The following is a 25,494-nucleotide window of genomic DNA, read 5'->3' on the forward strand; positions in this document are numbered from 1 at the left end:
TTACGCGCCTGAGCAGCGATCATGGCTTCCCACCACGGATTATGTCTCAAACGTAAATTTCTGTGACATCGATTACGAAGGCGTTAGACCCGCGGGCACGTCGGGCACGGGATACCGATGCGCATAATGTCCCGGCGTCCAGAAGGCGGCGTCCCCCTCAGCAATGCCACCCTGCAACTGCACTCCCAGCGAATCGCGATACCCACCTACGAAAGGTCGGCACTGCAACGCGGTGTCGTTCACATCGGCGCGGGCAATTTCCACCGCGCACATCAGGCCGTTTACTTCGACGACCTTGCCCGCTCAGGCATTTCGCATCGGTGGGGCGTTACCGGCGTCAGCCTGCACTCCCCCGGCGCCAAAGACTTGCTGTCGGCGCAGGACGGCCTCTACACCGTCGTGCAACGCGGCCATGACGGCCAGACCGCCCGCGTGGTCGGATCGATCGGCTCCGTCCACTACGCACCGAATGACGGCGCGGCGGTCCGCGCCGCTCTGGCCGACCCCCAAACCCGAATCGTCAGCCTGACCATCACCGACAACGGCTACTTCCTGGACCCGGTCACCGACGAGTTCGACGCGAACCACCCTGACGTGCGCGCCGACCTGGTCGCGTCCGACGGCTACGCCACCGCGTGGGGATATCTCGCCGAAGCTCTCGATCGGCGCCGCCGCGCGGGCTTGGCGCCGTTCACCGTGCTCTGCTGCGACAACATTCCCGGCGACACCCGGCCGGCGAGAACCGCGCTGGTGTCGTTCGCCGCGTGCAAGGATCCGGGGCTTGCCCGCTGGATCGAAAGGCATGTCGCGTTCCCGTCGACCATGGTCGATCGCATCACCCCGCAAACCTCGACGTCCGAGCGCGAATTCGTCGAGCAGACGTTCGGCGTGGCCGACAGGTGTCCGGTGGTGACCGAGCCGTATCGCCAATGGGTGATCGAGGATTCGTTCAGCAACGGGCGGCCGCCGCTCGAGGAGGTCGGTGCCGAATTCGTTGCCGATGTCAGCGACCACAAGCTGATCAAGACGCGCCTGCTCAACGGAACCCATATCGCGCTCGCGTGCCTGGCCACGCTGGCCGGTTACCAGCGCACCGACGAAGCGATGCGCGACCGCGTCATCTTCGATTACGTCGAGAGGCTGCTGCGCGACGAAATTCAGCCGCTGCTGCCCGCAGTCCCCGGGATGAACACCCCGGAATACCGCGCCACCCTGCTCGATCGCCTCGGCAACCCCCGCATGAGCGACCAATTGTCGCGGCTGGCCCGGCGGGGAACCAGCAAAATCACCTCGTTCGTGCTGCCCTCCCTGCACGAGGCGATTGCGCAAGGTAGACCCCACACGCTGCTGATGTTGGCCGTTGCAGGATGGGCCCGGTATATGCGCGGCCACGACCTCATGGGCCGCAAGCTGCGCCTCGAAGACTCGCAGGCGATACCGGTGGCTAAGTTGGCCAACATGGCAGGCAACAACCCCGATCCGCTGCTGCGGCATGCGATGTTCGCCGAGCTGCGAGCGGTTCCCGGCTTTGCGGACCGCCTCGGCGAGATGATTGCGCAGATCGACACGCGCGGCGTGGTGCCCACGCTGCGCGACGCGATGCGCAACGACGCGCGAGAGCTGGTGGCACGATGACCGACGGGCTGACCTTCGTGCGCACCTTCGACCCGGCACCGATCACGACTTTGCTGTGCGATGCCGATGACAACCTGTTCGCTTCTGAGCGGCCGGCGTTCGAGGCGTCGACCGAGGTGATGAATCGTTTCCTGGCCAGGTTCGGGGTGACGGCTCCGCTCGACTCCGAGGAGTTGCGTAAGCGGGCCGTAGGGAAGAACTTTCGCGCCATGGCGCTGGGCCTGGCGGTCGAGTGCCAACTACCGCTCGACCCGGCGTTGGCCGACGGCCTCCCCGCGGCGGTGGTCGCCTCAGCCGGTGAGATGGCGAGCGGCAACGCGTTGTCCGCCGACGAACTCGAGCAGTGGGTGCGCGAAGAGCGCGAACGGGTCACCGCTCATCTGGCGGTCACCCTGACCCCCGACCCGCATGTGCTGCAACCGCTGCGAGACCTCGCACCGCACTACGCGCTGGCGGCCGTCAGCTCCAGCGCCACCAAGCGTCTGCGCGCCTGCTTCGCGGCCACCGGCATCGACTCGCTGATACCGGAGGCCGTGACTTTCAGCGCGGAGGATTCACTTCCGGTGCCGACAAGCAAACCCGACCCGGCGGTGTACCTACATTCCGGCGAGGTATTGGGCGTCGCAGCGGAGCAAGGGTTGGCGATCGAAGATTCCGTGGCCGGGGTGAGCTCCGCGGTCGCAGCCGGCTTCGCCACCGTAGGCAACCTGATGTTCGTGTTGCCCGACGAACGGGATTGCCGCCGAAAGGAATTGATTGATGCCGGCGCAGTCGCGATCACCGATTCGTGGCGTGCGCTTGCCGATGTCCTGCTGTTGTCGGCCGTGCCGGCCGGGGGTTCCCACCTCGCGTAGGACATCTACCGTCGAGAGGCGCCACGAGCCCGGTGACAGTCCGGGCCGTGGCCCGGTGAGGAGTTGGCCAATGGTGGCTAGCGCGATCAACCTGAACAATGCGTCGCTTCCAGAACTGCCGATCGAGGCGCCGAACTATGACCGCGGCAGCGTGACCGTCGGCATCGCGCACATCGGCGCCGGTCATTTCCACCGGGCGCATCAGGCTGCGTACCTCAACCTGCTGATGCAGCAGGGCCTGGCGCACGACTGGGGCATCTGCGGCGTAGGGGTGATGCCCGCCGACTGGACCATGCGCGACGTTCTCAACGGCCAGGACGGGCTGTACACGTTGATCTTGGAGAATCCCAACGGGAGTCGGGATGCCCAAGTCATCGGGTCGATCGTTGACTACCGCTACGCTCCGGACGATCCGGAATCAGCGTTAGAGGTGCTCGCCGCGGCGTCGACCCGGATCATCTCGCTGACCATCACCGAAGGTGGGTACCGCGACCCCGATGGGCCTGCGTTCGCGCTGATCACCGAGGCGCTCGCCCGGCGGCGCGATCGGGGAGTCCCCGCGCCGACGGTGGTCTCCTGCGACAACATCGAGAGCAACGGCGAAGTCGCCAGGCGCACCGTGCTCGCCAGTGCCGAACGCAGAGATCCCGCGTTGGCCGAGTGGGTGGCCGAACACGCCCGGTTCCCTAGTTCGATGGTTGACCGCATTACTCCGGCAACGACTTTGGAGATGGCCGCGGAGGTGCGGCGTGACTTCGGCGTCGATGACCGGTGGCCGGTGGTTGCCGAACCCTTCACCGCCTGGGTGATCGAGGACGACTTCGCCGATGGCCGCCCGCCGCTGGAGCAAGCGGGGGTGCTGATGGTCGACGACGTGCGCCCGTACGAGCTGATGAAGCTGCGGCTGCTCAACGCGGGGCATCAGTGCTTGGCCTACTTCGCTCATCTGTGCGGCTTCCAGTTCGTCCACGAGGCGGCGCGCGATCCCCTGTTCGCCGAATTCCTGCTCTCGTACTTCGACACCGAGGCCATCCCCACCCTGCCCGCGGTGCCGGGAATCGACCTGCACGAATTCGGCCGCACGCTGGTCGAACGGTTCGCCAACCCGGCCGTGCGCGACACCGTCGCGCGCATCTGCGCCTACTCGTCGGACCGGATCCCGAAATGGCTGTTTCCCGTCATCTGCGACAACCTGGCCACCGGCGGGCCGGTTCAACTGGCGGCCGCGGCGGCGGCCAGCTGGGCGCGCTACGCCGAGGGCACCGACGAATGGGGTAAGCCTTACGAGGTGGTGGACCAGCTCGCGGATTCGCTCATCCCGATCGCCCGGTCGCAACACCAGAATCCCACCGCGTTCGTCGAGGTGACCGCCGTGTTCTGCGATCTGGCCCACCAACCGAGGTTTGTCGAGGCGTATTGCTGGGCGCTGGATTCGTTGCACGCCAAGGGAGCTCGGGCGACTCTGGAGGCCCTGGTGCGATGACGCGCGGGCTGGTGATCGGCGAGTCGCTGATCGACATCGTCGACGGCCACGAGCACGTCGGCGGCAGTCCGCTCAACGTCGCCGTCGGACTCGCCCGGCTGGGCCGCGAGGTCGACTTCCTGACCCACATCGCCGACGACCCATATGGCCGGCGCATCGTCGAATACGTGAAAACTGCTGGCGCACAGCTAGTCCCGGGCAGCATTGCGGCTACCCGGACACCGACTGCGGTCGCGACTCTCGCCCAGGACGGTTCGGCGGACTACGTGTTCGATCTGGACTGGCGGCTCTCCGGCACACCGGAAGTTCCGCCACCGCTGTTCGTCCATACCGGGTCCATCGCCGCCGTGCGGGAGCCGGGCTGCCTGGCCGTTGCGGCGTTGATCGAGACCTACCGCCTATCGGCTACGGTCACCTTCGACCCCAACGTGCGGCCGTCGCTGATCGACGACCCGGCCTCGGCGCGTGCCCGCATCGCACGCCTGGTGGAGCTCAGCGACGTCGTCAAGGTCAGCGACGAGGACCTGCGCTGGATCGACCCCGATCACGAACCGGAGCAGACCGCCCGAAGCTGGCTGGCGTCGGGGCCGGCGATCGTCGTGGTGACGATGGGCGCCCGCGGCTCGCTGGCCGTGTGCTCGGCCGGCGAGGCACGCGCGGCCGCCAGGCCGGTCCGGGTGGTGGACACCGTCGGCGCCGGTGACGCCTTCGCGGTGGGCCTGCTCGACGCGCTCTGGGGCATGAACTTATTGGGCGCGGACCGCCGGGCCGCCCTGCGCAACATCCCGATCAACCTCCTCGCGGAAGCGCTCGAGGCGGCCGGCCTTTCGTCCGCCGTGACCGTGGGCCGCGCTGGGGCAGACCTCCCCTCTCGCGCCGACCTGCGGGCCAAGGCAAACGGGCCGTAGCTTCTCGGCAGGCCTCGATGCGGTCACGAGCTGCGGCGCAACGGCCCCGCGTCCTGTTAGCCGGCGAACAGTATGGGCATACTGACTTACATGCGCTCCATCTGGAAGGGCTCGATCGCGTTCGGGCTGGTCAACGTCCCGGTCAAGGTGTACAGCGCCACCCAGGACCACGACATCAAGTTCCATCAGGTGCACGCCAAGGACAACGGCCGCATCCGATACCAACGCGTTTGCGAGGTGGACGGCGAGGTCGTCGAATACCGCGACATCGCCCGGGCGTTCGAATCCGACGATGGGCAGATGGTCATCATCACCGACGACGACATCTCCACCCTGCCCGAAGAACGCAGCCGCGAGATCGAGGTATTGGAGTTCGTTCCCGCCGAAGAGGTCGACCCCATGCTGTTCGACCGTAGCTACTTCCTGGAGCCGGATTCCAAGTCGTCGAAATCCTATGTGTTGCTGGCAAAGACGCTCGCCGAGACCGATCGGATGGCGATCGTGCACTTTACGCTGCGCAATAAGACGCGGCTGGCGGCGTTGCGGGTCAAGGACTTCGGCAAGCGCGACGTGATGATGGTGCACACCCTGCTGTGGCCCGACGAAATCCGCGACCCCGACTTCCCGGTGCTGGACAAGGAAGTCGAAATCAAGCCGGCGGAGCTCAAGATGGCCGGTCAGGTGGTGGAGTCGATGGCCGAAGACTTCAATCCGGACCGCTACCACGACACCTACCAGGAGCAGCTCCAGGAGCTCATCGACGCGAAACTCGAAGGCGGCGAAGCCTTTACCACCGAGGAGCAACCCAAGGAACTCGACGAGACCGAGGACGTCTCCGACCTGCTGGCCAAGCTGGAAGCTAGCGTGAAGGCGCGCTCCGGAAACGGTAAGGCTCCCGCGAAGAAGGCACCCGCCAAAAAGACCGCCGCCAAAAAGACGGCCGCGAAGAAGGCACCGGCGAAGAAGGCTCCCGCCAAGAAGGCCGCGTCGAAATCCTGACGCGCAGCCGCCGCGTGGTCAGCGCCGGCGGGTCGCCAGGAACCGGGTCGCCGCCGCGATCAGGTTGATCACCGCGACGATGATGATCAGGCTGAGCGCCGCGCCCCAGATGCGCAGGAAACCGGCCCGCTCGGGATTGGTGAGTTCGGTGTAGATCAGCAGCGGGAGCGAGGCCATGTTGCCGTGGAAGATGTCGACGTTGATCGACCGGCTGTAGCCGACGAGCACCAGCACCGGGGCGGTTTCGCCGACGACCCGCGCGACGGACAGCAAGACACCGGACACGATGCCGGGCATCGCGATCGGGAACACGATCCGCATGATGGTCTTCCACTTGGGAACCCCGAGCGCGTAGCTGGCTTCGCGCAGATCGTCGGGCACCAACCTCAGCATTTCCTCGGCGGACCGCACCACCACCGGCAGCATCAACAAGACCAGCGCCAGCGACACGGCGAACGAGCTCTGCTGGAATCCCAGGGTGGCGATCCAGAGGCTGAAGATGAACAAGGCCGCAACGATAGAGGGCACCCCGGCGAGCACGTCGACCATGAACGTCGTCAGCCGCACCAGCCGGCCGGAGCCGTATTCCACCAGGAAGACGGCTGTCATGAGGCCCAGCGGCACGGACAGCAGGGCGGCGACGCCGGCCTGTACGACGGTTCCGTACAGCGCGTGATAGATGCCGCCGGCGAACTGCTCCGGCAGGATGCCGTGCAGCGAGTGGGTCCACCAACCCGTTCGGGTGACCGCGTACCAACCCCGGGCCACCACCACCGACAGCACCCAGACAAGCGGCACCAGCGCGATGAGGAACGAGGCGACGAAGAAAATGGTCGCGGCGCTGTTCGTGAGCCGGCGCCGCACGCTGACGGGCCGGAACGCCTGGGTTTTGACCGGCCGGTCGAACACGCTGGCCGTCATCCGTTGACCTTCCCGCCGGCGATGGCGCGCGCGAGCGCGTTGACAACGAACGTCAAGACGAACAACGCGAATCCCGCGGCGATGTAGGCCCCGGTAGGCAACGGTTCGCTGAATTCTGCTGCCGCGGAGGCGATCTTCGAGGCAAACGTGTAGCCGCCGTCGAACAGCGACCAATTTCCCGGGCGTGCGGCGGAGCGCAAAATGATCAGGACCGCCACCGTCTCGCCGAGCGCCCGGCCCAGCCCCAACATGGACGCCGCGATGACGCCGCTGCGGCCGAACGGCAGCACGGTCATCCGCACCACCTCCCACTTGGTGGCCCCCAGCGCTTGCGCGGCTTCCATCTGGATGTGCGGAGTCTGCCGGAACACTTCCCGGGAGACCGACGTGATGATCGGCAGGATCATCGCCGAGAGCACGATGCCCGCGGTGAAGATGGTGCCGCCGCCGGCCAGCGAGACGTTGCCCTGCTTGAACAGGAAGAACCAGCCCAGGTGGCGATTGAGGAACGCCGCGACCGGCTCGATCCTGGGCGCCAGCACGAAGATGCCCCACAACCCGAAGATGATCGAGGGCACCGCGGCCAGCAGGTCGACGATCGCCCCGAACGGGCGGGCCAGCCGCTTGGGCGCGTATTGGGTGAGGAATACCGCGATCCCGACCGCGACCGGCACCGCCACCACCAGCGCGGTGACCGAACTGAGCACCGTGACCATCAAGAGGTCACGGATGCCGAACGCCAGCTTCCCCGGGTCGGTGGTGCTGAACTGGGCGCTGGTGAAGAAGTTCGCGTGGTTGACGCGCAACGACGGAACCGCACGTATCAGCAGGAACACCGCGATCAGCAGGATCGCGACCACGATCGTCGACCCGGCAGCGGCAGCCGTCAGCTTGAACAGCCGGTCGCCCCGCCGACCTGATGGCGCGCCCAGCGCCTTGAGCTCAGGCTTTTTCGGAGTCGACGGGCTGGCTACCGCTCCTCGGGTCACGACCACCTCAAATCACGTGATGGCGTTGATCGAAGCCGACAGTCTGGACTTGAACGAATCCGGAATGGGGATGTACCCATTGTCGGCCAGGCCACTCTGCCCCGCACCGATCGTACTTTGCAGGAACGCCTTCACCGCTGTGCCGACCTGCGAATCGGGATACTTCGAGCAAACGATCTCATACGTCGCCAGCACGATCGGGTACGACCCGGGTTGGGTCGGCTTGTAGAAGGAGAGCGTGTCGAGCACCAGGTCGTTGCCCTGCCCGCTGATCTTGGCGCCGGAAATCGTCTTGCCGACCGAATCGGAGCTGATCGCGACCGCGTCGGGACCGGCAGACGTGACGACCTTGGCCATGTCCAGCTTCTGCGCCTGAGCGAACGACCACTCGTTGTAGGTGATGGATCCCTCGGTGGCCTTGATCGCCGCCGACGTGCCGTCGTTGCCCTTGGCCCCCTCACCGACCCCGCCCTTGAACGTCTTTCCGGCGCCCTTGCCCCACGCGCCGTTGGAGGCGGCGTCGAGGTACTTCTGGAAGTTGTCCGTGGTGCCGGATTCGTCGTTGCGGAACACCACGTGAATCGGCTCGGCGGGCAAAGTGACACCGGAGTTGAGCGCCGCGATGGCCGGGTCGTTCCACGTCGTGATGGCGCCGTTGAAGATCTTCGCCGCCGTCGGGCCGTCGAGGCTCAGCGAACTCAGGCCCTTGACGTTGTAGGTGATGGCGATGGGGCCGAACACCACCGGCAGATTCCATGCCGGTGAGCCGCAACGCTGCTGCGCCGCCGCGTACTCCTTGGCAGCAAGTGGCGAGTCCGATCCGCCGAAATCGGTTTGGTTGCCGTTGAATTCACTGATTCCCGCGCCGGAGCCATTGGCCGTGTAGTTCAGCGTCTGACCCGGGCAGGCCTGCTCGAAGGCGTTGACGAAGCGCGTCATCGCGTTGGCCTGGGCGGTCGACCCGCTGGCCTTCAAGGTCTTCTTTCCGCCGCAGGCGACCTTGCCCGACGACGAACCGCTCGTGGCGCTTCCGCCACCGGCGTTGTTATCGCTTCCGCAGCCCGACAACGCCAGCGCACCAGCGGTCACGACGCTCATCGCGACACCGAATCGGTTGAGTTTCAAGTCACTTCCTAACGGTAGGGATGAAACATGATTGCCGACGTTCTTCTAGCCGCTGTCCGGCGACCAGCGTCTCGCGCAGCAACGAAGCTAACAGCAAGAAGGTTAACGTTGGGCAAATTGCTGTCGGCCGATTGTCGCTGGCCAGGACGGCTTGCGGGCGGCCGCGCACAAATGCGGGAAGGCTCACGAAATGGCGTCGATCGCCGCCGACAACCGCGACTTGAAGGACTCCGGAACGGGAATGTAGCCGTTGTCGGCTAAGCCGTTCTGTCCCGCACCGACGGTGCTCTGCAGGAAAGCCTTCACAGCAGCGGCGACCTGGGGATCCGGATACTTCGAGCAGACGATCTCATATGTGGCGAGCACGATCGGATACGAGCCGGGCTGGGTCGGCTTGTAGAAGGAGAAGGTGTCGACGACCAAGTCGTTGCCCTCCTCGACGAAGTCGGCACCGGCGATCGTCTTGCCGACCGAGGCGGCGCTGATCGCCACGGCATCCGGGCCGGCCGATGTGACGATCTTGGCCATGTTGAGTTTTTGCGCCTGGGCGAACGACCACTCGTTGTAAGCGATGGACCCCTCGGTGGCCCTGACCGCCGCCGACGTGCCGTCGTTGCCCCTGGCCCCCTCACCGACGCCGCCGTTGAACGTCTTTCCGATGCCCTTGTCCCAGGCGCCGTTGGCTGCCGAGTCCAGGTACTTCTGGAAATTGTCTGTCGTGCCGGACTGGTCGTTGCGGAAGATCACCCGAATCGGCTCGGCGGGGAACGCGACGCCGGGGTTCAACGCCTGAATCGCCGGATCGTTCCAGGACGTGATGGCGCCCTTGAACACTTTCGCGGCCGTAGGGCCGTCCAGATTCAGCGAAGTCACACCCGTGACGTTGTAGGTGACCGCGATCGGCCCGAACACCACAGGCAAATTCCGCGCCGGTGAACCGCAGCGCTGCCGCGCCGCGAAGTATTCGATGGGGGCCAACGCCGAGTCCGACCCGGCGAAATCCGTTTGATTTCCTGTGAATTCGCCGATCCCCGCTCCGGAGCCGTTGGGCGTGTAGTTCAGCGTCTGGCCGGGGCAGGCCTGCTCGAATGCCTTGATGAAGCGGGTCATCGCGTTGGCCTGGGCGGTCGACCCGCTGGCCTTCAGCGTCTTCTTCCCGCCGCAGCTCACCTTGCCGGGCGGCGTGCCCGGCCCCGCGCCGTTGTCATTGCTTCCGCAGCCCGACAACGCCAGGGCGACGGCTGTCATGGCACTTAGCGCGGCGCCAAATCGATTCAGCCCCAATACGATCCTCGTCGGAAAAGGTCAAACATGATCGCCACCATTCAATAGCCACGCCGACCAAACGGTCAGCACTAAGGCTAGCGCCGGCCGTAGGTTCTCGCAGTGGACGCGAGACGCGGCGAGGCCCACCCGTTGCGACGGCCCGGAAGCGAGCGCGGGGCGTTACATCGTCCCGTGGATATGCAAAAGTAGAACCTGTTCCAGAAATGCCGCATCCGAGACGGCGAGGCTTGCTACCGTTTCGGCTGACAACTTGGGCGAAGAGAGGCCGCAATGATCCTTGACAGATTTCGTCTCGACGACAAAGTCGCCGTCATCACCGGTGCCGGTCGCGGCCTCGGGGCGGCTATCGCGCTGGCTTTCGCCGAGGCCGGCGCGGACGTCCTGATCGCCTCGCGAACGGAATCGCAACTAGAAGGCGTCGCCGAACAGGTCCGCGCGGCCGGCCGTCGGGCGCACATCGTCGCCGCCGACCTGGCCCACCCCGAGGTGACCGCCCAGCTGGCGGGCCAGGCAGTCGAGGCCTTCGGGAAACTAGACATCGTCGTCAACAACGTCGGCGGCACCATGCCCAATACGCTGCTGACCACCTCGACGAAGGACCTCAAGGACGCGTTCACCTTCAACGTCGCCACCGCCCACGCGCTGACCGTCGCGGCGGTACCCCTCATGCTCGAGCACTCCGGGGGCGGCAGCGTCATCAACATCACCTCCACCATGGGCAGGCTGGCCGGACGCGGCTTCGCCGCCTACGGCACCGCCAAGGCCGCACTGTCCCACTACACCCGGCTGACCGCCCTGGACCTGTGCCCACGCATCCGGGTCAATGCGATCGCACCGGGATCGATCCTCACCTCCGCGCTGGACGTCGTCGCGTCCAACGACGAGTTGCGCGCGCCGATGGAGAAGGCCACGCCCATGCGCCGACTCGGTGATCCCGTCGACATCGCCGCTGCCGCAGTCTATTTGGCGTCTGACGCGGGTAGCTTCCTGACCGGCAAGACGCTGGAGGTCGATGGCGGCCTCACCTACCCCAACCTCGACATCCCCGTCCCGGATTTGTGACCCCCGACCGCTAAGGAGCCCGCCATGGGAATCCCCGTCGTTCAACTGGGCACCGGCAATGTCGGCGTCCACGCGCTGCGAGCGCTCATCACCAACCCCGAGTTCGAGCTCAGGGGCGTCTGGGTGTCCTCGGACGCCAAGGCCGGCAAGGACGCGGCGGAGCTTGCCGGGCTTCCCGATTCGACCGGCGTGTTGGCCAGCACCGACCTGGACGCTGTGCTCGCCACCGGACCGCAGTGCGCCGTCTACAACGCGCTCGCAGACAACCGGTTGCCCGAGGCGCTGGAGGACTATCGGCGCGTCCTGGCCGCCGGCATCAACATCGTGGGGAGCGGCCCGGTCTTCTTGCAGTATCCGTGGCAGGTGATTCCCGAGGAGCTGATCAAACCCATCGAAGACGCTGCGCGCGAAGGGAATTCGAGCGTGTACGTCAACGGGATCGATCCCGGCTTCGCCAACGACCTGCTGCCGCTGGCGCTGGCCGGCACCTGTCAGAACATCCAGCAGATTCGCTGCATGGAGATCGTCGACTACGCCACCTATGACAGCGCCGCGGTCATGTTCGACGTGATGGGCTTCGGGAAGCCGCTGGACGACATCCCCATGCTGCTGCAGCCCGGCGTGCTCAGCCTCGCCTGGGGATCGGTGGTTCGCCAGCTGGCGGCCGGCCTGGGGATTTCGCTCGACTCGGTCGCGCAGGAGTACGTGCGCGTGCCGGCGCCGGAGGACTTCGACATCGCGTCCGGGCACATCCCCAAAGGCAGCGCCGCGGCGCTGCGGTTCGAGGTGTTCGGCCTGGTCAACGGCGACCCCGTCGTCGTCCTCGAACACGTCACCCGGCTGCGCGAGGATCTGTGCCCGGACTGGCCGCAGCCCGCCCAGCACGGCGGGTCCTACCGCATCGAGATCACCGGCGAACCCTCCTACGCGATGGATGTCTGCCTGAGCAGCCGCAAGGGTGACCACAACCACGCCGGGCTGGTGGCCACCGCGATGCGGGTGGTCAACGCGATCCCCGCGGTGGTGGCCGCCCCGCCGGGGATCGTGACGACGCTGGACCTGCCCCTGATCACCGGCAAGGGCCTTTACCTGCCGGGCTGATCGGGCGGCGCGGCATGAAGCGCGCCTTCGAACCGCTCCTGCCCGAATGGTGGGTGGCCTCCGGGTCCGCCTGGAGTCTTCGGCTAACCTCACTTTCTTATTCGGACGTGTGAATCGAGGGGCCGACACTTGACGCGGAGCAGCCAGGACTCGCTGAAAAGCAGTTGGTATCTGCTCGGCCCTGCCTTCGTCGCCGCGATCGCCTATGTCGATCCGGGAAACGTCGCGGCCAACGTCAGCTCCGGCGCGAAGTTCGGTTACCTGCTGCTGTGGGTCATCGTGGTGGCCAATGCGCTGGCCGGGCTGGTGCAGTACCTGTCCGCCAAGCTCGGCCTGGTCACCGGCCGGTCGTTACCCGCGGCCATCGGCAAGCGAATGAGTCGTCCGGTCCGGCTGGTCTACTGGGTCCAGGCCGAGCTGGTGGCGATCGCTACCGATATGGCCGAAATCGTCGGCGGGGCAATCGCTTTGCGGATCCTGTTCGATTTGCCGCTGCTGGCCGGCGGCGTCATCACCGGGGTGGTCTCCCTGCTGTTGCTGGCGATCCAGGACCGGCGCGGGCAGATCATCTTCGAGCGCGTCATCACCGGACTGCTGCTCGTCATCGCCATCGGCTTCGCGGCCAGCTTCTTCGTGAAGACGCCTCCGCCGGACGCCGTGCTGGGCGGGCTGTTGCCGAGATTCCAGGGCACCGAAAGCGTGCTGCTGGCAGCCGCCATCCTGGGCGCCACCGTGATGCCGCACGCCGTGTACATGCATTCCGGGCTGGTCCTCGATCGACACGGGCATCCCGCTGAGGGCGCCGAGCGACGCCTGCTGCTGCGGGTCACCCGGCTGGATGTCGTCCTGGCGATGGCCGTCGCGGGAACGGTGAACGCGGCGATGCTGCTGGTCGCCGCGATCAACCTGCAGCACCGCGACATCAACGCGTCCATCGAGGGCGCCTACTCCGCGATTCACCACACCCTCGGCGCGGCCATCGCGGTGCTGTTCGCGATCGGGTTGCTGGCGTCCGGGCTGGCGTCGTCGTCGGTGGGCGCCTACGCCGGCGCCATGATCATGCAGGGGCTGCTGCACCGCAGGATCCCGATGCTGGTGCGCCGGGTGGTGACCATATGTCCGGCGCTGGTGATCCTCGCGGTCGGGTTCGACCCCACCCGGGCGCTGGTGCTGTCCCAGGTGGTGCTGTCGTTCGGGATACCGTTTGCGGTTCTTCCGCTGGTGAAGCTGACCAGCGACCGCGATCTGATGGGCAGCGACACCAATCATCCCGTCACGACGGTTGTTGGCTGGGCGGTCGGCGTAATGATTAGTCTGCTTAACGTGATGCTCATCTGGCTGACGGTGACCGGCTAAATGCCGGCCCGCCGGCACGCCTACTTCGCATACGGGTCGAACCTGTGCGCCAGGCAGATGGCGCTGCGGTGTCCGGACGCCGCCGATCCGCGGCCGGCGGTGCTGTCCGATCACGACTGGCTGATCAACCAGCGCGGCGTGGCCACGGTCGAACCGTGCGCCGGCACTCAGGTACATGGCGTGGTCTGGCAGATCTCCGATGGCGACCTCGCGACGCTGGACAGCGCCGAGGGTGTGCCGGTGCGCTACCGGCGAGACCGGCTGACCGTGCACACCGACGGCGGGCCGTCGCCGGCCTGGGTGTACATCGACCATCGCGTGACACCGGGCCCGCCCCGACCGGGCTACCTGCCCAAGATCATCGACGGCGCCGTGCAGCACGGGTTGCCGCAGCGCTGGATCGACTTCTTGCGGCGCTGGGACCCCTCGCACTGGCCTCGCCGGATGCCGGCGTCGGGCGCTGCGCCGCAATCGCTTTCAGCGCTGCTGAGCGAGCCCGGCGTCAGCGAGGACAGCCAATTACGTTCGCGTTTCGGCTTTCTGGCCATCCACGGCGGCGGGCTGGAAGAAATGACCGACGTGATCGCCGAACGTGCCGCCGACGCCGCACACGCCTCGGTGTACGTGCTGCGTCATCCCGACCGCTACCCGCACCACCTGCCCTCGGCCCTGTTCGACCCGGCCGAGTCGCCCCGGCTCGCGGAATTCCTCGACCACGTCGACGTTGCGGTGTCGCTGCACGGCTACGGCCGCATCGGGCGCAGCACACAATTGCTGGCCGGCGGCCGCAACCGCGCGCTGGCCGCACACCTGGCCCGGCACATTCAGTTGACCGGCTACCGGGTGATCACCGACCTCGAGGACATCCCGCCGGAGTTGCGCGGTCTGCATCCGGGCAACCCGGTCAACCGGGTGCGCGACGGCGGGACGCAGCTGGAACTGTCTCCCCGCGTGCGCGGTCTGAGCCCGCGCAGCCCGCTGCCCGGCGACGACGGCCTGTCGCCGGTGACGACGGCGCTGATCGAAGCATTGGCGGAAGCGGCACGTTGTTGGTAATTGTCCTCATCTGTTGAACGGAGTTGTTGGTGGCCAAGGAATTTCGCTTCGGAATGAGCATGCGATTCATCAAGTCGCGCGCAGCTTTCGTCGACAAGGTTAAGCAGGCAGAAGACATCGGATTCGATGTGCTTTGCGTGCCAGACCATCTCGGCGCGGTTGCCCCGATTCCGGCACTGACCGCGGCCGCCATGGTCACCGACAAACTCAAGCTGAGCATGTATGTGCTCAACGCCGCCTTCTACAAGCCCGCCCTGCTCAGCCGGGACCTGGGCGACCTGGACAAGCTCAGTAACGGCCGCCTCGAAATCGGGCTCGGCACCGGGTATGTCAAGGAGGAGTTCGACGCCGCAGAGCTCCCCTACCCCAGTGCCGGCGCCCGGGTGGACTACCTCGACCACATGACCAAGTATCTGAAGGAGCATCACCCGACGACACCGATCCTCATCGCCGGCAACGGCGACCGGGTGCTGACCATCGCCGCCCAGCACGCCGACATCATCGGGCTGACCGGTTCGAGGGTGAAAGAGGCCGACGACCCGCTGACCGAACGCGTCGAGTTCGTCCGCAACGCCGCCGGCGACCGATTCGACGCGCTCGAATTGAACCTCGCAGTCACGGCGGTCCCGGTCGAGGGCGAGAGCCTGCCCGACCTGACGATGACCCGTCGCTACGCGGCCGGGTTGTCCGACGAGGAGATCCTGGCCATGCACTCCGTGCTGACGGGCTCACCCCGCGAGATGGCCGACACGCTGCTGGAGTACCGGGAGAAGTACGGAGTCACGTTCATCACCGTCCAGGACAACCACGTCGACAACTTTGCAAAGGTCATCGCGGAACTGCGCTGACTGGTCGGCTGCGGCCGCCGCGCGGTGACCCGGAGCAGTCAGGAGGCGTTGGTCCCCCCGTAAGTGGCCTTAGGGCCCTTCGGCGCGCCCGCAGACGGCGACCACACTCGGGAGATGACTCAAAGCGATTGGGGGCGGCCGCTGGGGCAACGGCTGGCTTCGCTGCGCGGCGATTCGAGACTGTTCGACGATCGTGTTGACGCCGGACGAGCGCTGGGCAGAAGCCTGGAATCGTTGCGCGGTCACGGTGTTGTGGTGCTGGGCCTCCCACGCGGCGGTGTGCCGGTGGCCTTCGAGGTCGCCAAGGCCCTCCATGCCCCGCTCGATGTACTGGTGGTGCGCAAGCTCGGGGTCCCGTTCCAGCCCGAATTGGCCTTCGGGGCGATCGGCGAGGGCGGGGTGCGGGTGATCAACGACGCCGTGGTGCGGGAGGCCCGGTTGTCCGCGGACGAGATTGCCGCCGTCGAGGCGAAGCAGCGGGCCGAGTTGGCTCGTCGCTCGGAACGGTTCCGCAGCGGGCATGACCGGATCCCGTTGGCGGGACGCACCGCGGTGATCGTCGATGACGGCGTCGCGACCGGCGCGACGGCCAGAGCCGCCTGCGAGGTGGCCCGCGCCCAGGGGGCAAGCAGGGTTGTGCTGGCCGTTCCGATCGGCGGACGCGATGTCTTCGAACGATTCGCCGGGTACGCCGACGACGTGGTTTGTTTGCATACGCCCGAGTTCTTCTTCGCCGTTGGGCAGGGCTACCGCAACTTCACCCAGACGTCCGACGACGAGGTGGTCGCGCTCCTCGGTCGCGCCCGCGACGGTTCTCGCGGGCCGGTCGGCGACGCCGCCGCGGCCGACCCGCCCCTACGCGACGAGGAAGTGAGGGTGAGCGCCGGTTCGGCGTCGGTGGCCGGACATCTGACGATTCCCGAACATCCGGTCGGCGTGGTGCTGTTCGCGCACGGCAGTGGGAGCAGCCGGCACAGCCCCCGCAATCGCTACGTGGCCGACGTGTTGAACGACGCGGGCCTGGCGACGCTGCTGTTCGACCTGCTCACCCCGGAAGAGGAACGAAATCGCGCCAATGTGTTCGACATTGAGCTGTTGGCGCGCCGACTGGTCGATGTCACCGGCTGGCTGAGCCGCCAGGAAGACACCGCCGCGTTGCCGGTCGGCTACTTCGGCGCCAGCACCGGCGCGGGCGCTGCCCTGGTCGCCGCCACCGACCCGCGCGTGAACGTCGCGGCGGTGGTGTCCCGGGGCGGACGGCCCGATCTCGCGGGTCCGTTCCTGGCCAGGGTGCACGCGCCGACGCTGCTGATCGTGGGCGGCAACGACGAAATGGTGCTGGAGCTGAATCGGCAAGCGCGAGCCGCGATCCCCGGCAAGTGCGAACTCGCCGTCGTGCCGGGCGCCACCCACCTCTTCGAAGAACCTGGGACGCTCGAGCGAGCCGCGATGCTGGCCCGCGATTGGTTCATCGACCACCTGAGCCCGGCAGCTCTCACCGCGAATCCGTAGCAACGGCTTTGATGTCTAGCTAGGCGGCACGTGCTCCCCGGCCCGCGGGCACTCGTCGGGTAGGTGGATCAGTACCGCGTCGTCATCGGCCGGCGCGGCCTGGCCGCGGCGATTCGCGGTCAGGTAGAGCCATCCCGGTCCGATGGTTTGTTTGCAGCGGGCGCATTGTGGGTCTGCGGCCATTGCATGCTCCCTTCCGGAGTCACGATCCCGGTCGTCATTCTCCGCGCCTTCGGCAGTCCTGGGCTGTGTTTGACGAAATCGGTTGCCGCGTAGTGTTATTCCGGACATTGCCGGCGCCCGCGCCGACCAGAGGGCCTCGCGAGTTGGGTAAAGCCATGGAATCGCAATCTGACACAGGGCGGCCCACTGCCAGGCCGAACCCACCCGACAAAAGTGAACTTAAGACATGACTTTCGACTCTCGCCGGCAATGGGTCAGCCGCGCAGACTGCAGAGCATGACCACATCTGACGACACCGCCCAAACCTGGCGCGACGTGGCCGACCAGCTCACCGCTGCGCAGATCGCTCAGCTCGAACGCCTCGAACGCGACGAACCGCAGACGCTGCTGGACATGGCGCGGCAATGGGCCGCCAAGAACGTGTCCGCGGGGATGCCATTCGACACCATCGCGCCCCCCGACGGTGCGGTTCGCACCTTCGACTGGCAGCTCGACAGGAACTGGTTTCGCGACTTTGAGGGGACCACACGGCGGGGCGGGCGGGCGCGCGTTCAGATCTATGGCCGACAGCAGGTCGACGGCTCGACGCGCCGGTGGATCGCCGTGCATGCCCGCCACCTGGACGCGCTGGACGGGATAGCCGCGCGCGAACTCGCCGCGGCGTTGACCGACGCGGCCGACGAGATCGAGCGGCTCGGCTGAGCAGCCTTGAGCGATCCAATTATGGTGCAACACAATAGGTATCAATCGGACAGACGACACACGGTAGGCGAATCGTGACTTTTCACTTCGAGACCGGCCCCGCTGCCGGCGAATACAGCGGCGAGGACGACAACCAGCTTCAGCCAGAGGACACCCTGATAGATCGCGGTGTGGACGACATCCTCGACGAGGGGTATTCACCACCCGAGCGGCCTTATGGGCGAGGCGCATTCGGCCCGGGCGAGACGATGGATCAACTCCTCGCGGAGGAAGAGCCGGATCCGGCAGCGCGCATCAACGTCCCGCTCGACGACGCCGAGCAACAACGCTCTGATGCATCCGAGCGCGAGTGCGAATTCCCTGAGCGGCGCGAGGTGGGCCGCGCCCGAGCCGGCCGCCTGGTAGCGCCGGACGAGGGATTCGGCGGGGACTACGAGGATGAACTGCTCGCCTCGGACGTCGGGCTCGACGGGGGCGCGGCGTCCGCCGAGGAAGCCGCGATGCACGTCATCGAGGACGAGGACTGACCGAACCGGGACCCTCGGCGACGACATTGCCGGCTGGAACCCAACCGCGTTGAGCAACCGCTACCGTGGGCGAAGGCATGGAAGGGCAATTGTCGCCATGAGTGGACCGGCTACACTCACGGCGCAGGACGCTGGATGCACCTTCTGAACGCCTTCATGGACGCGACCCGGGTGCGGTCAGGTGTCCGCAGACGGCCCGCCCTCGTAGCTCAGGGGATAGAGCACGGCTCTCCTAAAGCCGGTGTCGCAGGTTCGAATCCTGCCGGGGGCACGTCACGGCAAGGTTTCTTCGAGTGGGCAACTGAATCCATCGTTTATTCATCGTTTATGGTCCGCTCAAGCATGTCTGCGACTGCGGTGTGGACACGGCCGCGCGCCATGTAGCGGTCTTGAGTCATAGAGATGCGGGTATGGCCGAGATGGTCGGCGCCGATCCGAGCCGATAGACCCGCATCGTCGATCAACGTCGCCAGCGACTTCCGGAAACTGTGCGACGTGGCATCGGGCACGCCGAGCTCCTGGCGCACCGCTCGCCATCGGGCCCGGAAGTTGTCCGGATCGCGCCATGTGCCGGCCGTCGACGGGAACACCACCACTTGCTGGCCGAGGTACGGAAGCGTGCGGCGCGCGGACAGTACCGTTACCGCGAAGCTGGGCAGCGGTAAGGTGCGGTACCCAGCGGCCGTTTTGGTCTCGTCCAGCCGAATCAACCCCTTACCCTTGGCCCTGATGACCTTGCCCGTGATGGTCAGCGTGGCTGCTGCCTCGTCGAAGTTGCCCCACTCCAGGCCGAGCAACTCTGAGATCCGAAGTCCGGTGGCAATGAAAAGCGTGATCGGGTCGACGAGGTCATTCCGCTGGCATGCCTCCGACGCGCGCAGTTGACCGAGCAGGCCGCGTAGTTCGTCCGCTGTTAGCGCGCTGGCGCCTTTCGGCCTGGACTTCGACCGCATCGGCGATACGTCGCGCACCGGGTTGGCAGCGATCACGTTGGCCATCACCGCTAAATGCAGACCGCCCTTCAGGATCGTCTTTGACTGCACAGCCAAGACGTCGCCGTGGGCCCGCCGCATCGACCGAATGGCTGCATCCAGGCGCGCAGGAGTCGCTTCCCCGACACGTACACCGGCGACGATTTTGGAGAGCAGCTTGGCGCAGTACCTGTAAGTGTCGATAGTCCGGATGGATCTGCCGTCCTCTTCCAGGCGGTCAATGTGCTGATCGACAAGCGCGGCGATCCGGGTGTCAAGGGTAATTTCGCTGCGGCCGGCGGCCCGACGTTGCGCCAGCGCTTCGACGAGAACGTCTTCGGCAAGCTTGCCGTGCGCGTCATGCTCATCGGACGGACCGCGACGCTCGACGATGCGTGTCACGCCGTCGGAGTCACGAAATCGTGTGCGTGCCAACCAGACTCCCCCGCCTAGGTATATGCGGGCGATTCTTCCGTGCGCGCCGATCCGCAACGGCGGCCTACCCGCCATCTTCACCCTTCAGTTGCGAGAGTTGCTTCGTAACCCAGTCGAGCTGACTTTGCAATTGCATGGCGTACTGCGTATCACTACGGGCCGGGCTGCTGTCGAGATCGCCGAGTAGCCGCCGCCGCCGCCATTCCAACTCGTCGATCTGCCGGGCCCGGCGTAGCGGCTCGACATTGTCCAGATATTCGGTGGAGTAGTCGTCGCCAACTTCGCCCGAGAATCCCTGTATCGCAACAAGTTTCGGCCTGGACTCTTCTGGGCGCGCGTCGATAAATTCGTCATAAGGCGGTGGGTACAGCAACATAATCGGCGCCGTGTCCAGAGCGCGCGCCAAGATAACAAGCTCAGCCGTAGTGACGTACCGCCGGCGCCCATTCTCCAAGTCCGCGATCACCGAACGACTGACGTGATAACCGAGCTCTGCGGTGCGATTGGCGAGCCATTGCGCTGACCGGGTGCCGCGAAGCCGACGCACCTCCTCGCTGACCCGGTGCGCCTGTTCTTCGCTCCAGTCTCTCGGCTCCCAGTTCTGTGGCATGACACGCAGCATACCGCGAAGTTGTGGGAATATCTGCGACATCCGCTACACTGCCGATAACTACGCAGCAACAACAAATATTGCGTAGATACACGCAAGGAGAGCTGATGGAAGACGATGTCTGGCTCACGCGGCCCGAACTGTCGAGCCGCCAGAAACTGCCGCAAGCCACCTTGGCGCAGTGGGCTTCTCAGGGCAAAGGGCCCAAGTACGCAAAGTTCGGCCGTCACGTGCGGTACCGGCTGGCGGACGTCATCGCTTGGGAGAACGCGAACACAGTGCAGCGCACGGATGACCCGCGCGGTGTGGCGTAACGCCCACGGTGACCGTCGCAGGCTCATGAGTTGGCAGATGACCAACGAGATACGCCAGGCACGACTGGGCGGCCGGCTTCCCGGCATCAATTTCACAGAGTTCGCCGTGCTGTTCATCCTGGCCGATACCTGCCGGGGCGAGGCCCGCAACGCGTCGATAAGCATGTCCGAACTGGCGAAGCTAAGCGGCCAGGAGCGTACCTCAATGTGGCGCGCCATCAACAAACTCGCGCGGTTGCGCTACATCGAAAAGCTTAGCCGTGGTAATCACTTTCAGGCGTCCCGCTACGAAGTGCTGCCCGGTGGTGCACGTTGCGCTGATGCAACGTGCACTGAAGCCCACCGAGGAGAGCACGTTGCACTCCAGACAGAGCACGTTGCGATTGACGCCAGTGCACGTTGCGCTGATGCAACACATCCCTTCATTCCCTCTAGAAATCCCGAGGGGGTGTCACTTACGTCGGGTACGCCACCGGATCGGCAGGCGGGCGATCCCATCTCCACACCATTTCCGCCATCTACGAACGTCAAACGGCCGCGCTGCGCACGGCACGCCCACATCATCGACGACGCCGACGTCCCGCGATGTCCAGACTGCCGCGATGCCCGCCTCGCCAACGAAGCCCGGATCAACGACGCGGTTCAGCGCGAGAGAGAGCAACGCGAAGCCGAGTACGCCCGGATCCAGGCATGCCCCGACTGCCGCGGTACGCACTGGCTGCTGGACGACAACGACAACGCCGAGAGATGCGCACACCAAAAGCTCAACACAGGAGTCGCCTGATGAAACAGCAAAACCACATCATATTGCGCGCGTATCTCGACACCAATGCACTCGCAAGGCCGTGCTCGACATGCCATGCCGAGGTCAACGAGTGGTGCATGACACCTGACGACCGCGTGCGCAAGGTGCCATGTGTCGCACGCGCCGTCACGGGCGGGACCATCGCCGAATCGGCCGAAACTGACGCCCGGGACTTCACCGAGCCAAGTCACCCATTTGACTATCGCAACCACCAACCCCAGAAGGACAGCGCATGACCGTCAACCCCGAGCCAATCGAGCTGCCCTTCCACTGGGTTATCGACCAGTCCCGCGCATGGCGCCTCGTTGCTTCCATCCTCGAGCACGACGGAGCGCTATTCGCATCCGTTGTTGCCGAGGCCCGCAACGACGGGCCGGAGGCAGTCAACAAGCTGCGAGCCGCTCTCGCCCGCAACCTCGTCCTCCGAGTCAGGATGGCCGTCGGCCTGCGCCCTAGACGAGCTTGTCACCGCCGAGCTGACAGCTGCACTCAATGAGCAAGAACATGAGGAGTCTGGCGGATGAGGCTGACGCGCCGAGATTTTCGCGCGCGGGTCCAGGTTGCCGCAGATAGGCGAATCCTGATCAGCTACGGGCTCGTTACCTTCGAGTGCACTGCTGATGAAGCGCTTGACCTCGGTACCGCGCTCGCTGACGCCGTTGCGCAAAACCGTCGTGGAGCAAGTAGCCGATGATGGACCTTCACGGGGATGACCTCGAGGCCGCTTACTTCCTCGCGCACAGGTTCGTCGACCCGATGAAAGCGGCCGGCCGGCCCGTGAATCGGCTGATCGAGTCGTTCTGCCGAAAGGTGGACTTGTGCTGGGAGATGTCCGCTAACGGACCTGAAATTCAGGATGGCAGAGCACAATCCGAGGCGTCATACAACACCGCCGAAGCGGCATCTAAGTTGGCTGTCACCGATGCCCACGTGCGACGACTGGCGCGTAACGGTGACATCGAAGCCCAAAAGCATGGGCGCGACTGGCTCATCCCGGAACGCTCGATAGACGACTACTCGGAGAGGCGAAGGAATGGCCGAACAGCTTGACCCGGCTGTCGAGCAGCAGCTCGCGGATCTATCGGACGACGACTGGCGTTCACTATCGGCGCGAGTACGGCCACCGACATCTAGCGAGCAACTGAAAACGGTTGCATCACAGATGCTTTCAGAATCTCAGCTTCAGTCGTTCATGGCGATCGCCGACCCGCGCAAGTTCGCCGGAGCTAACGGCGATGTTGACGAGGGCAAGGTCAAAAGTTATCTCGACGCGTTCTTCGGCGCTGGCCAGCCGCCAAACGGACAGGCACCGGATTACGGCCAGGGAAGCGCACTGGGCGGCCCCGTCAGCCTGCCGGGAAACGAAGCTCGTGCCGCGCTCAAGAAGCGGCACGGCGTGGGGGCGGAAGGCCCACACAATCCCGGTCGGCATAGCCCCGTCGACTTCGGCGCTGGCGGCCACGCCGCCCTTCACAAGCGCCACGGCGTCAACCGCATCCAGCAGTAAGGGAGATTCCAACAACATGGCCGCCACCAAAAACCTCACCAATAGAACGGTGCACGTGCACGACAAGGACGGCAACGTCCACATGATCCCACCCGGCAGCCCATTCCCCGAATGGGCGACACCCCAGATCAAGTCGCAGCCGCTGGTAACGCAGTACGTGAACCGGCCGCTCGATCCCGACCTCGACGTTGAAGCGCTGGCGGGCGCCAATGCGGGTAAACCCATCGACCCGCGGAGCCGCCCGCGAGGAATAACGGTCACCGGAATGGCCGGCTTCGGCACACCGATTCACCTCGACAGGTCGACACCGCAACAACCCAACGTCTACGACCTCGACGACGAAAACCGCGAAGCTCGATACCAGGACGAACTCGCCGCGCTCAAGGCGAAATACCGTCGCCCAACGCAAGAAGAGCAAGCACGCGCCACAACCGAGGCAGCCCGACGGGCCTCCGAACCCCACAAATTCGATTCCCTGCTCTGGGGCCCAGCCGAAGCCGAGCGCAAACGCCAAGCGGAAGCGGCACGTTGCAAAGCAATTGACGAGTGAATAAGGGCGACCTCCGACCACCCGCGCCGCGCGCCGGTCGCCAGTGGAAGCGCGCGCTGACGACCATCTCCGAGCCGCCGCCGGCCACCTCCGACGCAGGTCAGCACACCGCGATGCTGCCGCACCCATGGGCACCACTCCCCGACACGGCGGACACCGGGACGCTCTGTGGCTCGAGAACGGCTGATCGACGGAGTAACTTCCCCGCTCGCGAGTATCGACTGGCTCGCCGACAATCTCCGACATGACCATCGCGACTCCGCTCAATCAACGTCAAATGGAAGTCCTGCGTTGGATTAAAGAAGGTTGCCCGGACGGTCGATGGACGGACTTCACGTTCAAGACAACGGCGAACGCCCTTGCCTCGCGGCGCCTGGTGAGGGTCTCGAAGCGAGGCGGCGTATGGAGTTCAGCCGTTTTGCCTGCTGGGGAGTATTACCTGACCCATAGCCAGTATCCACCTGGCCATTGGGCCAAGCGGCGCCGCGGGCAGCAGGCGGATCCCGACTCGCCAGTTCGCCCGGCGGTCGTTGCTCTACACCCGGTCAAGCCACTTTCCCCAGACGCGTCGGCGAGCCGACCCAAGAAACAGGCGTCACCCAATGGTTTGACTCCGACGCGCAAGCTGGTCAAGGACATCGTTGATGCGCACGGCCTGCTTGAAATCGACACCACGGCTGACAAGACCAGTTACCGCAGCCTGGTCGGGATCATCAACCGGCGAGGAATGGCGCCGGACGGCCAAGAAGTCATCATGGTGCGCGGCAAGTCTTATCACCACATTGTCTTTCGGCTCTCGTCGGTATCGGACTGGCAGACTGAACCGCCGTCCGCAGTCCTTGCTGTCGATCGGATCGGGCGATGGCACCCAGCAGTGGCGGCGCTCCGTAGTGACAAGCGGCTCGACTCGATCGAAAAAGAGTTGCGCGGCAGGGCGTTTCGGTTGTTACATGCCCTGGCTCGTGAGGCGGAAGCCCGCGGGCACTCCGTACGCGTGCCTCGCCAAAACTATCGCGGCTATGCCCAGGAAAACACCAAACTCACTGGCGACTTGATCTTCAAGATTGGTGACATTGACTGCTCGGTGACCATCTGGCAGCCGAATGACCGAGTCGAACACACGCCGACCCGCGAAGAGGTGGAGCGCCACAAGAAATACGACTGGCCGCCCAGGCGCTATGACTACGTGCCATCCGGCCGGCTGAGTATGGCTATCGATACCACCAGCAGATTCTCTTCGAAAGAGTCCTGGACTGAAACAAAGACGCTATCGCTGGAGAACCGGCTGCCGGACGTGATGATGGCCTTCGAGCGGTGGGCCGTCATCGACGCCGAGGGTAAGGAAGCCGAACGGCGTGCCGAGATCGAGCGGAGAGAACGCGAGGCACGCGAAGACGAACTTGCCCGCGAGGCTTATATGTCGCACGCGCTCGCGGATCGGCTCAAGGCAGACCTCAACGAGTGGGAGCTAGCGGCACGGCTACGTCACTACTTGGCAGAGATGGCAACGAGGGTCGAGCAGATCGTCGACGCTGACGATCGCGCCGCGGCGACCAACTGGCTGATCTGGTGTCAGGACTACACGGCAAAGCTCGACCCGTTCGTAAAGCCCATCCGCAGCCCGAGGGTAGATGAGCCGGGCTACTCCGAGATGCAACAGTTCCGCAAGCGGCTCGGGTTTTATCGTGGCTTCTCGTAACGCTAGGTGGTCTGCTCTAGAGGTGGCTGGCTAGACATATCCGCTTGGTATGCCG

At 65.5% G+C, this 25,494-nt stretch carries 28 protein-coding genes and 1 tRNA gene; 22 read left to right on the forward strand and 7 right to left on the reverse strand.

Annotated elements, in window-relative coordinates; all coding sequences use genetic code 11:
* Positions 1-126 precede the first annotated feature (126 nt).
* The 5 genes from A5697_RS06520 to A5697_RS06540 all read left to right on the forward strand — a co-directional run bounded on the left by A5697_RS06520 (position 127) and on the right by A5697_RS06540 (position 5,879).
* A complete protein-coding gene (locus tag A5697_RS06520; RefSeq protein WP_197500936.1) occupies positions 127-1,635 on the forward strand; it encodes a mannitol dehydrogenase family protein in 1,509 nt (502 codons plus the stop codon).
* On the forward strand, positions 1,632-2,489 hold the full coding sequence (locus tag A5697_RS06525) for an HAD family phosphatase (protein WP_068008971.1): 858 nt from the start codon (positions 1,632-1,634) through the stop codon (positions 2,487-2,489). The genes A5697_RS06520 and A5697_RS06525 overlap by 4 nt, the downstream gene beginning before the upstream one ends.
* A gap of 70 nt (positions 2,490-2,559) precedes the next feature.
* Complete coding sequence (locus A5697_RS06530) at positions 2,560-3,972, forward strand: mannitol dehydrogenase family protein (protein WP_068008973.1); 1,413 nt, start codon at positions 2,560-2,562, stop codon at positions 3,970-3,972.
* Positions 3,969-4,880 carry a carbohydrate kinase gene (locus A5697_RS06535; protein WP_068008974.1) on the forward strand — a complete coding sequence of 304 codons (912 nt, stop codon included), beginning with the start codon at positions 3,969-3,971 and terminating at the stop codon, positions 4,878-4,880. Before A5697_RS06530 ends, A5697_RS06535 begins: the two co-directional genes overlap by 4 nt.
* A gap of 90 nt (positions 4,881-4,970) precedes the next feature.
* Positions 4,971-5,879, forward strand: a complete 909-nt coding sequence (locus tag A5697_RS06540) for a Ku protein (protein WP_067945473.1) — start codon at positions 4,971-4,973, stop codon at positions 5,877-5,879.
* An 18-nt stretch (positions 5,880-5,897) separates the two neighbouring features.
* On the opposite strand, the gene pstA is transcribed toward A5697_RS06540, so the two are convergent.
* The 4 genes from pstA to pstS (A5697_RS06560) form a co-directional block, all read right to left on the reverse strand.
* Entirely contained in the window at positions 5,898-6,800 is a 903-nt protein-coding gene (gene pstA / locus A5697_RS06545; RefSeq protein WP_067945475.1) for a phosphate ABC transporter permease PstA, read from the reverse strand.
* Positions 6,797-7,795 (reverse strand): phosphate ABC transporter permease subunit PstC, encoded by a 999-nt coding sequence (pstC, locus tag A5697_RS06550; RefSeq protein ID WP_067945477.1) that lies wholly within the window; start codon positions 7,793-7,795, stop codon positions 6,797-6,799. Before pstC ends, pstA begins: the two co-directional genes overlap by 4 nt.
* Positions 7,796-7,801: 6 nt before the next feature.
* Entirely contained in the window at positions 7,802-8,914 is a 1,113-nt protein-coding gene (gene pstS / locus A5697_RS06555; RefSeq protein ID WP_067945479.1) for a phosphate ABC transporter substrate-binding protein PstS, read from the reverse strand.
* Positions 8,915-9,097: 183 nt separating this feature from the next.
* Positions 9,098-10,198 carry a phosphate ABC transporter substrate-binding protein PstS gene (gene pstS, locus A5697_RS06560; RefSeq protein ID WP_068008977.1) on the reverse strand — a complete coding sequence of 367 codons (1,101 nt, stop codon included), beginning with the start codon at positions 10,196-10,198 and terminating at the stop codon, positions 9,098-9,100.
* Between the two features lie 273 nt (positions 10,199-10,471).
* On the opposite strand from pstS (A5697_RS06560), the gene A5697_RS06565 reads away from it, so the two are divergent.
* The 6 genes from A5697_RS06565 (at position 10,472) to A5697_RS06590 (ending at position 17,136) form a co-directional block, all read left to right on the forward strand.
* Entirely contained in the window at positions 10,472-11,263 is a 792-nt protein-coding gene (locus tag A5697_RS06565) for an SDR family oxidoreductase (RefSeq protein ID WP_067945483.1), read from the forward strand.
* Positions 11,264-11,287: 24 nt separating this feature from the next.
* A complete protein-coding gene (locus A5697_RS06570) occupies positions 11,288-12,364 on the forward strand; it encodes a diacylglycerol kinase (protein ID WP_067945485.1) in 1,077 nt (358 codons plus the stop codon).
* A 99-nt stretch (positions 12,365-12,463) separates the two neighbouring features.
* On the forward strand, positions 12,464-13,720 hold the full coding sequence (locus A5697_RS06575; protein ID WP_369806088.1) for an Nramp family divalent metal transporter: 1,257 nt from the start codon (positions 12,464-12,466) through the stop codon (positions 13,718-13,720).
* Positions 13,721-14,776, forward strand: a complete 1,056-nt coding sequence (locus A5697_RS06580; protein ID WP_068008980.1) for a poly-gamma-glutamate hydrolase family protein — start codon at positions 13,721-13,723, stop codon at positions 14,774-14,776.
* Positions 14,777-14,799: 23 nt separating this feature from the next.
* Positions 14,800-15,624 (forward strand): LLM class F420-dependent oxidoreductase, encoded by an 825-nt coding sequence (locus A5697_RS06585; RefSeq protein ID WP_082953266.1) that lies wholly within the window; start codon positions 14,800-14,802, stop codon positions 15,622-15,624.
* Between the two features lie 114 nt (positions 15,625-15,738).
* On the forward strand, positions 15,739-17,136 hold the full coding sequence (locus tag A5697_RS06590) for a phosphoribosyltransferase family protein (RefSeq protein ID WP_082953267.1): 1,398 nt from the start codon (positions 15,739-15,741) through the stop codon (positions 17,134-17,136).
* Positions 17,137-17,151: 15 nt separating this feature from the next.
* On the opposite strand, the gene A5697_RS27610 is transcribed toward A5697_RS06590, so the two are convergent.
* Positions 17,152-17,319 carry a hypothetical protein gene (locus A5697_RS27610; RefSeq protein ID WP_156673177.1) on the reverse strand — a complete coding sequence of 56 codons (168 nt, stop codon included), beginning with the start codon at positions 17,317-17,319 and terminating at the stop codon, positions 17,152-17,154.
* 276 nt (positions 17,320-17,595) lie between these two features.
* Here A5697_RS27610 and A5697_RS06595 point away from each other — a divergent pair, with 276 nt between their 5' ends.
* The 3 genes from A5697_RS06595 (at position 17,596) to A5697_RS06605 (ending at position 18,819) form a co-directional block, all read left to right on the forward strand.
* Positions 17,596-18,021: a hypothetical protein gene (locus tag A5697_RS06595; RefSeq protein WP_156673178.1), complete on the forward strand. Its 426-nt coding sequence runs from the start codon at positions 17,596-17,598 to the stop codon at positions 18,019-18,021.
* Positions 18,022-18,095: 74 nt separating this feature from the next.
* Positions 18,096-18,548, forward strand: coding sequence for a DUF5709 domain-containing protein (locus A5697_RS06600; RefSeq protein ID WP_156673179.1), 453 nt, complete (start codon positions 18,096-18,098; stop codon positions 18,546-18,548).
* A gap of 198 nt (positions 18,549-18,746) precedes the next feature.
* A tRNA-Arg gene (locus A5697_RS06605) sits at positions 18,747-18,819 on the forward strand.
* Positions 18,820-18,862: 43 nt separating this feature from the next.
* Here the strand turns inward: A5697_RS06605 and xerC are convergent.
* Together xerC and A5697_RS06615 are read right to left on the reverse strand one after the other, a co-directional pair.
* Positions 18,863-20,029, reverse strand: coding sequence for a tyrosine recombinase XerC (xerC, locus tag A5697_RS06610; protein ID WP_068009031.1), 1,167 nt, complete (start codon positions 20,027-20,029; stop codon positions 18,863-18,865).
* Positions 20,019-20,564, reverse strand: a complete 546-nt coding sequence (locus A5697_RS06615) for a helix-turn-helix transcriptional regulator (protein ID WP_156673180.1) — start codon at positions 20,562-20,564, stop codon at positions 20,019-20,021. Before A5697_RS06615 ends, xerC begins: the two co-directional genes overlap by 11 nt.
* A 107-nt stretch (positions 20,565-20,671) precedes the next feature.
* Between A5697_RS06615 and A5697_RS06620 the strand changes: the two genes are divergently transcribed.
* The 8 genes from A5697_RS06620 (at position 20,672) to A5697_RS06650 (ending at position 25,439) form a co-directional block, all read left to right on the forward strand.
* On the forward strand, positions 20,672-20,878 hold the full coding sequence (locus tag A5697_RS06620; protein WP_156673181.1) for an AlpA family transcriptional regulator: 207 nt from the start codon (positions 20,672-20,674) through the stop codon (positions 20,876-20,878).
* A 37-nt stretch (positions 20,879-20,915) separates the two neighbouring features.
* Positions 20,916-21,662: a helix-turn-helix domain-containing protein gene (locus A5697_RS27615; RefSeq protein WP_156673182.1), complete on the forward strand. Its 747-nt coding sequence runs from the start codon at positions 20,916-20,918 to the stop codon at positions 21,660-21,662.
* Positions 21,662-21,919, forward strand: a complete 258-nt coding sequence (locus tag A5697_RS06625) for a hypothetical protein (protein WP_068008987.1) — start codon at positions 21,662-21,664, stop codon at positions 21,917-21,919. Before A5697_RS27615 ends, A5697_RS06625 begins: the two co-directional genes overlap by 1 nt.
* Entirely contained in the window at positions 21,916-22,179 is a 264-nt protein-coding gene (locus tag A5697_RS06630; protein WP_068008990.1) for a hypothetical protein, read from the forward strand. The genes A5697_RS06625 and A5697_RS06630 overlap by 4 nt, the downstream gene beginning before the upstream one ends.
* Before the next feature lie 197 nt (positions 22,180-22,376).
* Positions 22,377-22,733 (forward strand): helix-turn-helix domain-containing protein, encoded by a 357-nt coding sequence (locus A5697_RS06635; protein ID WP_197500937.1) that lies wholly within the window; start codon positions 22,377-22,379, stop codon positions 22,731-22,733.
* Entirely contained in the window at positions 22,717-23,190 is a 474-nt protein-coding gene (locus A5697_RS27620) for a hypothetical protein (protein ID WP_156673183.1), read from the forward strand. Before A5697_RS06635 ends, A5697_RS27620 begins: the two co-directional genes overlap by 17 nt.
* A gap of 16 nt (positions 23,191-23,206) precedes the next feature.
* Positions 23,207-23,740, forward strand: coding sequence for a hypothetical protein (locus A5697_RS06645; RefSeq protein WP_068008997.1), 534 nt, complete (start codon positions 23,207-23,209; stop codon positions 23,738-23,740).
* 244 nt (positions 23,741-23,984) lie between these two features.
* Positions 23,985-25,439, forward strand: coding sequence for a hypothetical protein (locus A5697_RS06650; RefSeq protein ID WP_068009000.1), 1,455 nt, complete (start codon positions 23,985-23,987; stop codon positions 25,437-25,439).
* Positions 25,440-25,494 lie beyond the last annotated feature (55 nt).

The sequence above is a fragment of the Mycobacterium sp. E3251 genome (assembly GCF_001666835.1).
GTDB lineage: Bacteria > Actinomycetota > Actinomycetes > Mycobacteriales > Mycobacteriaceae > Mycobacterium.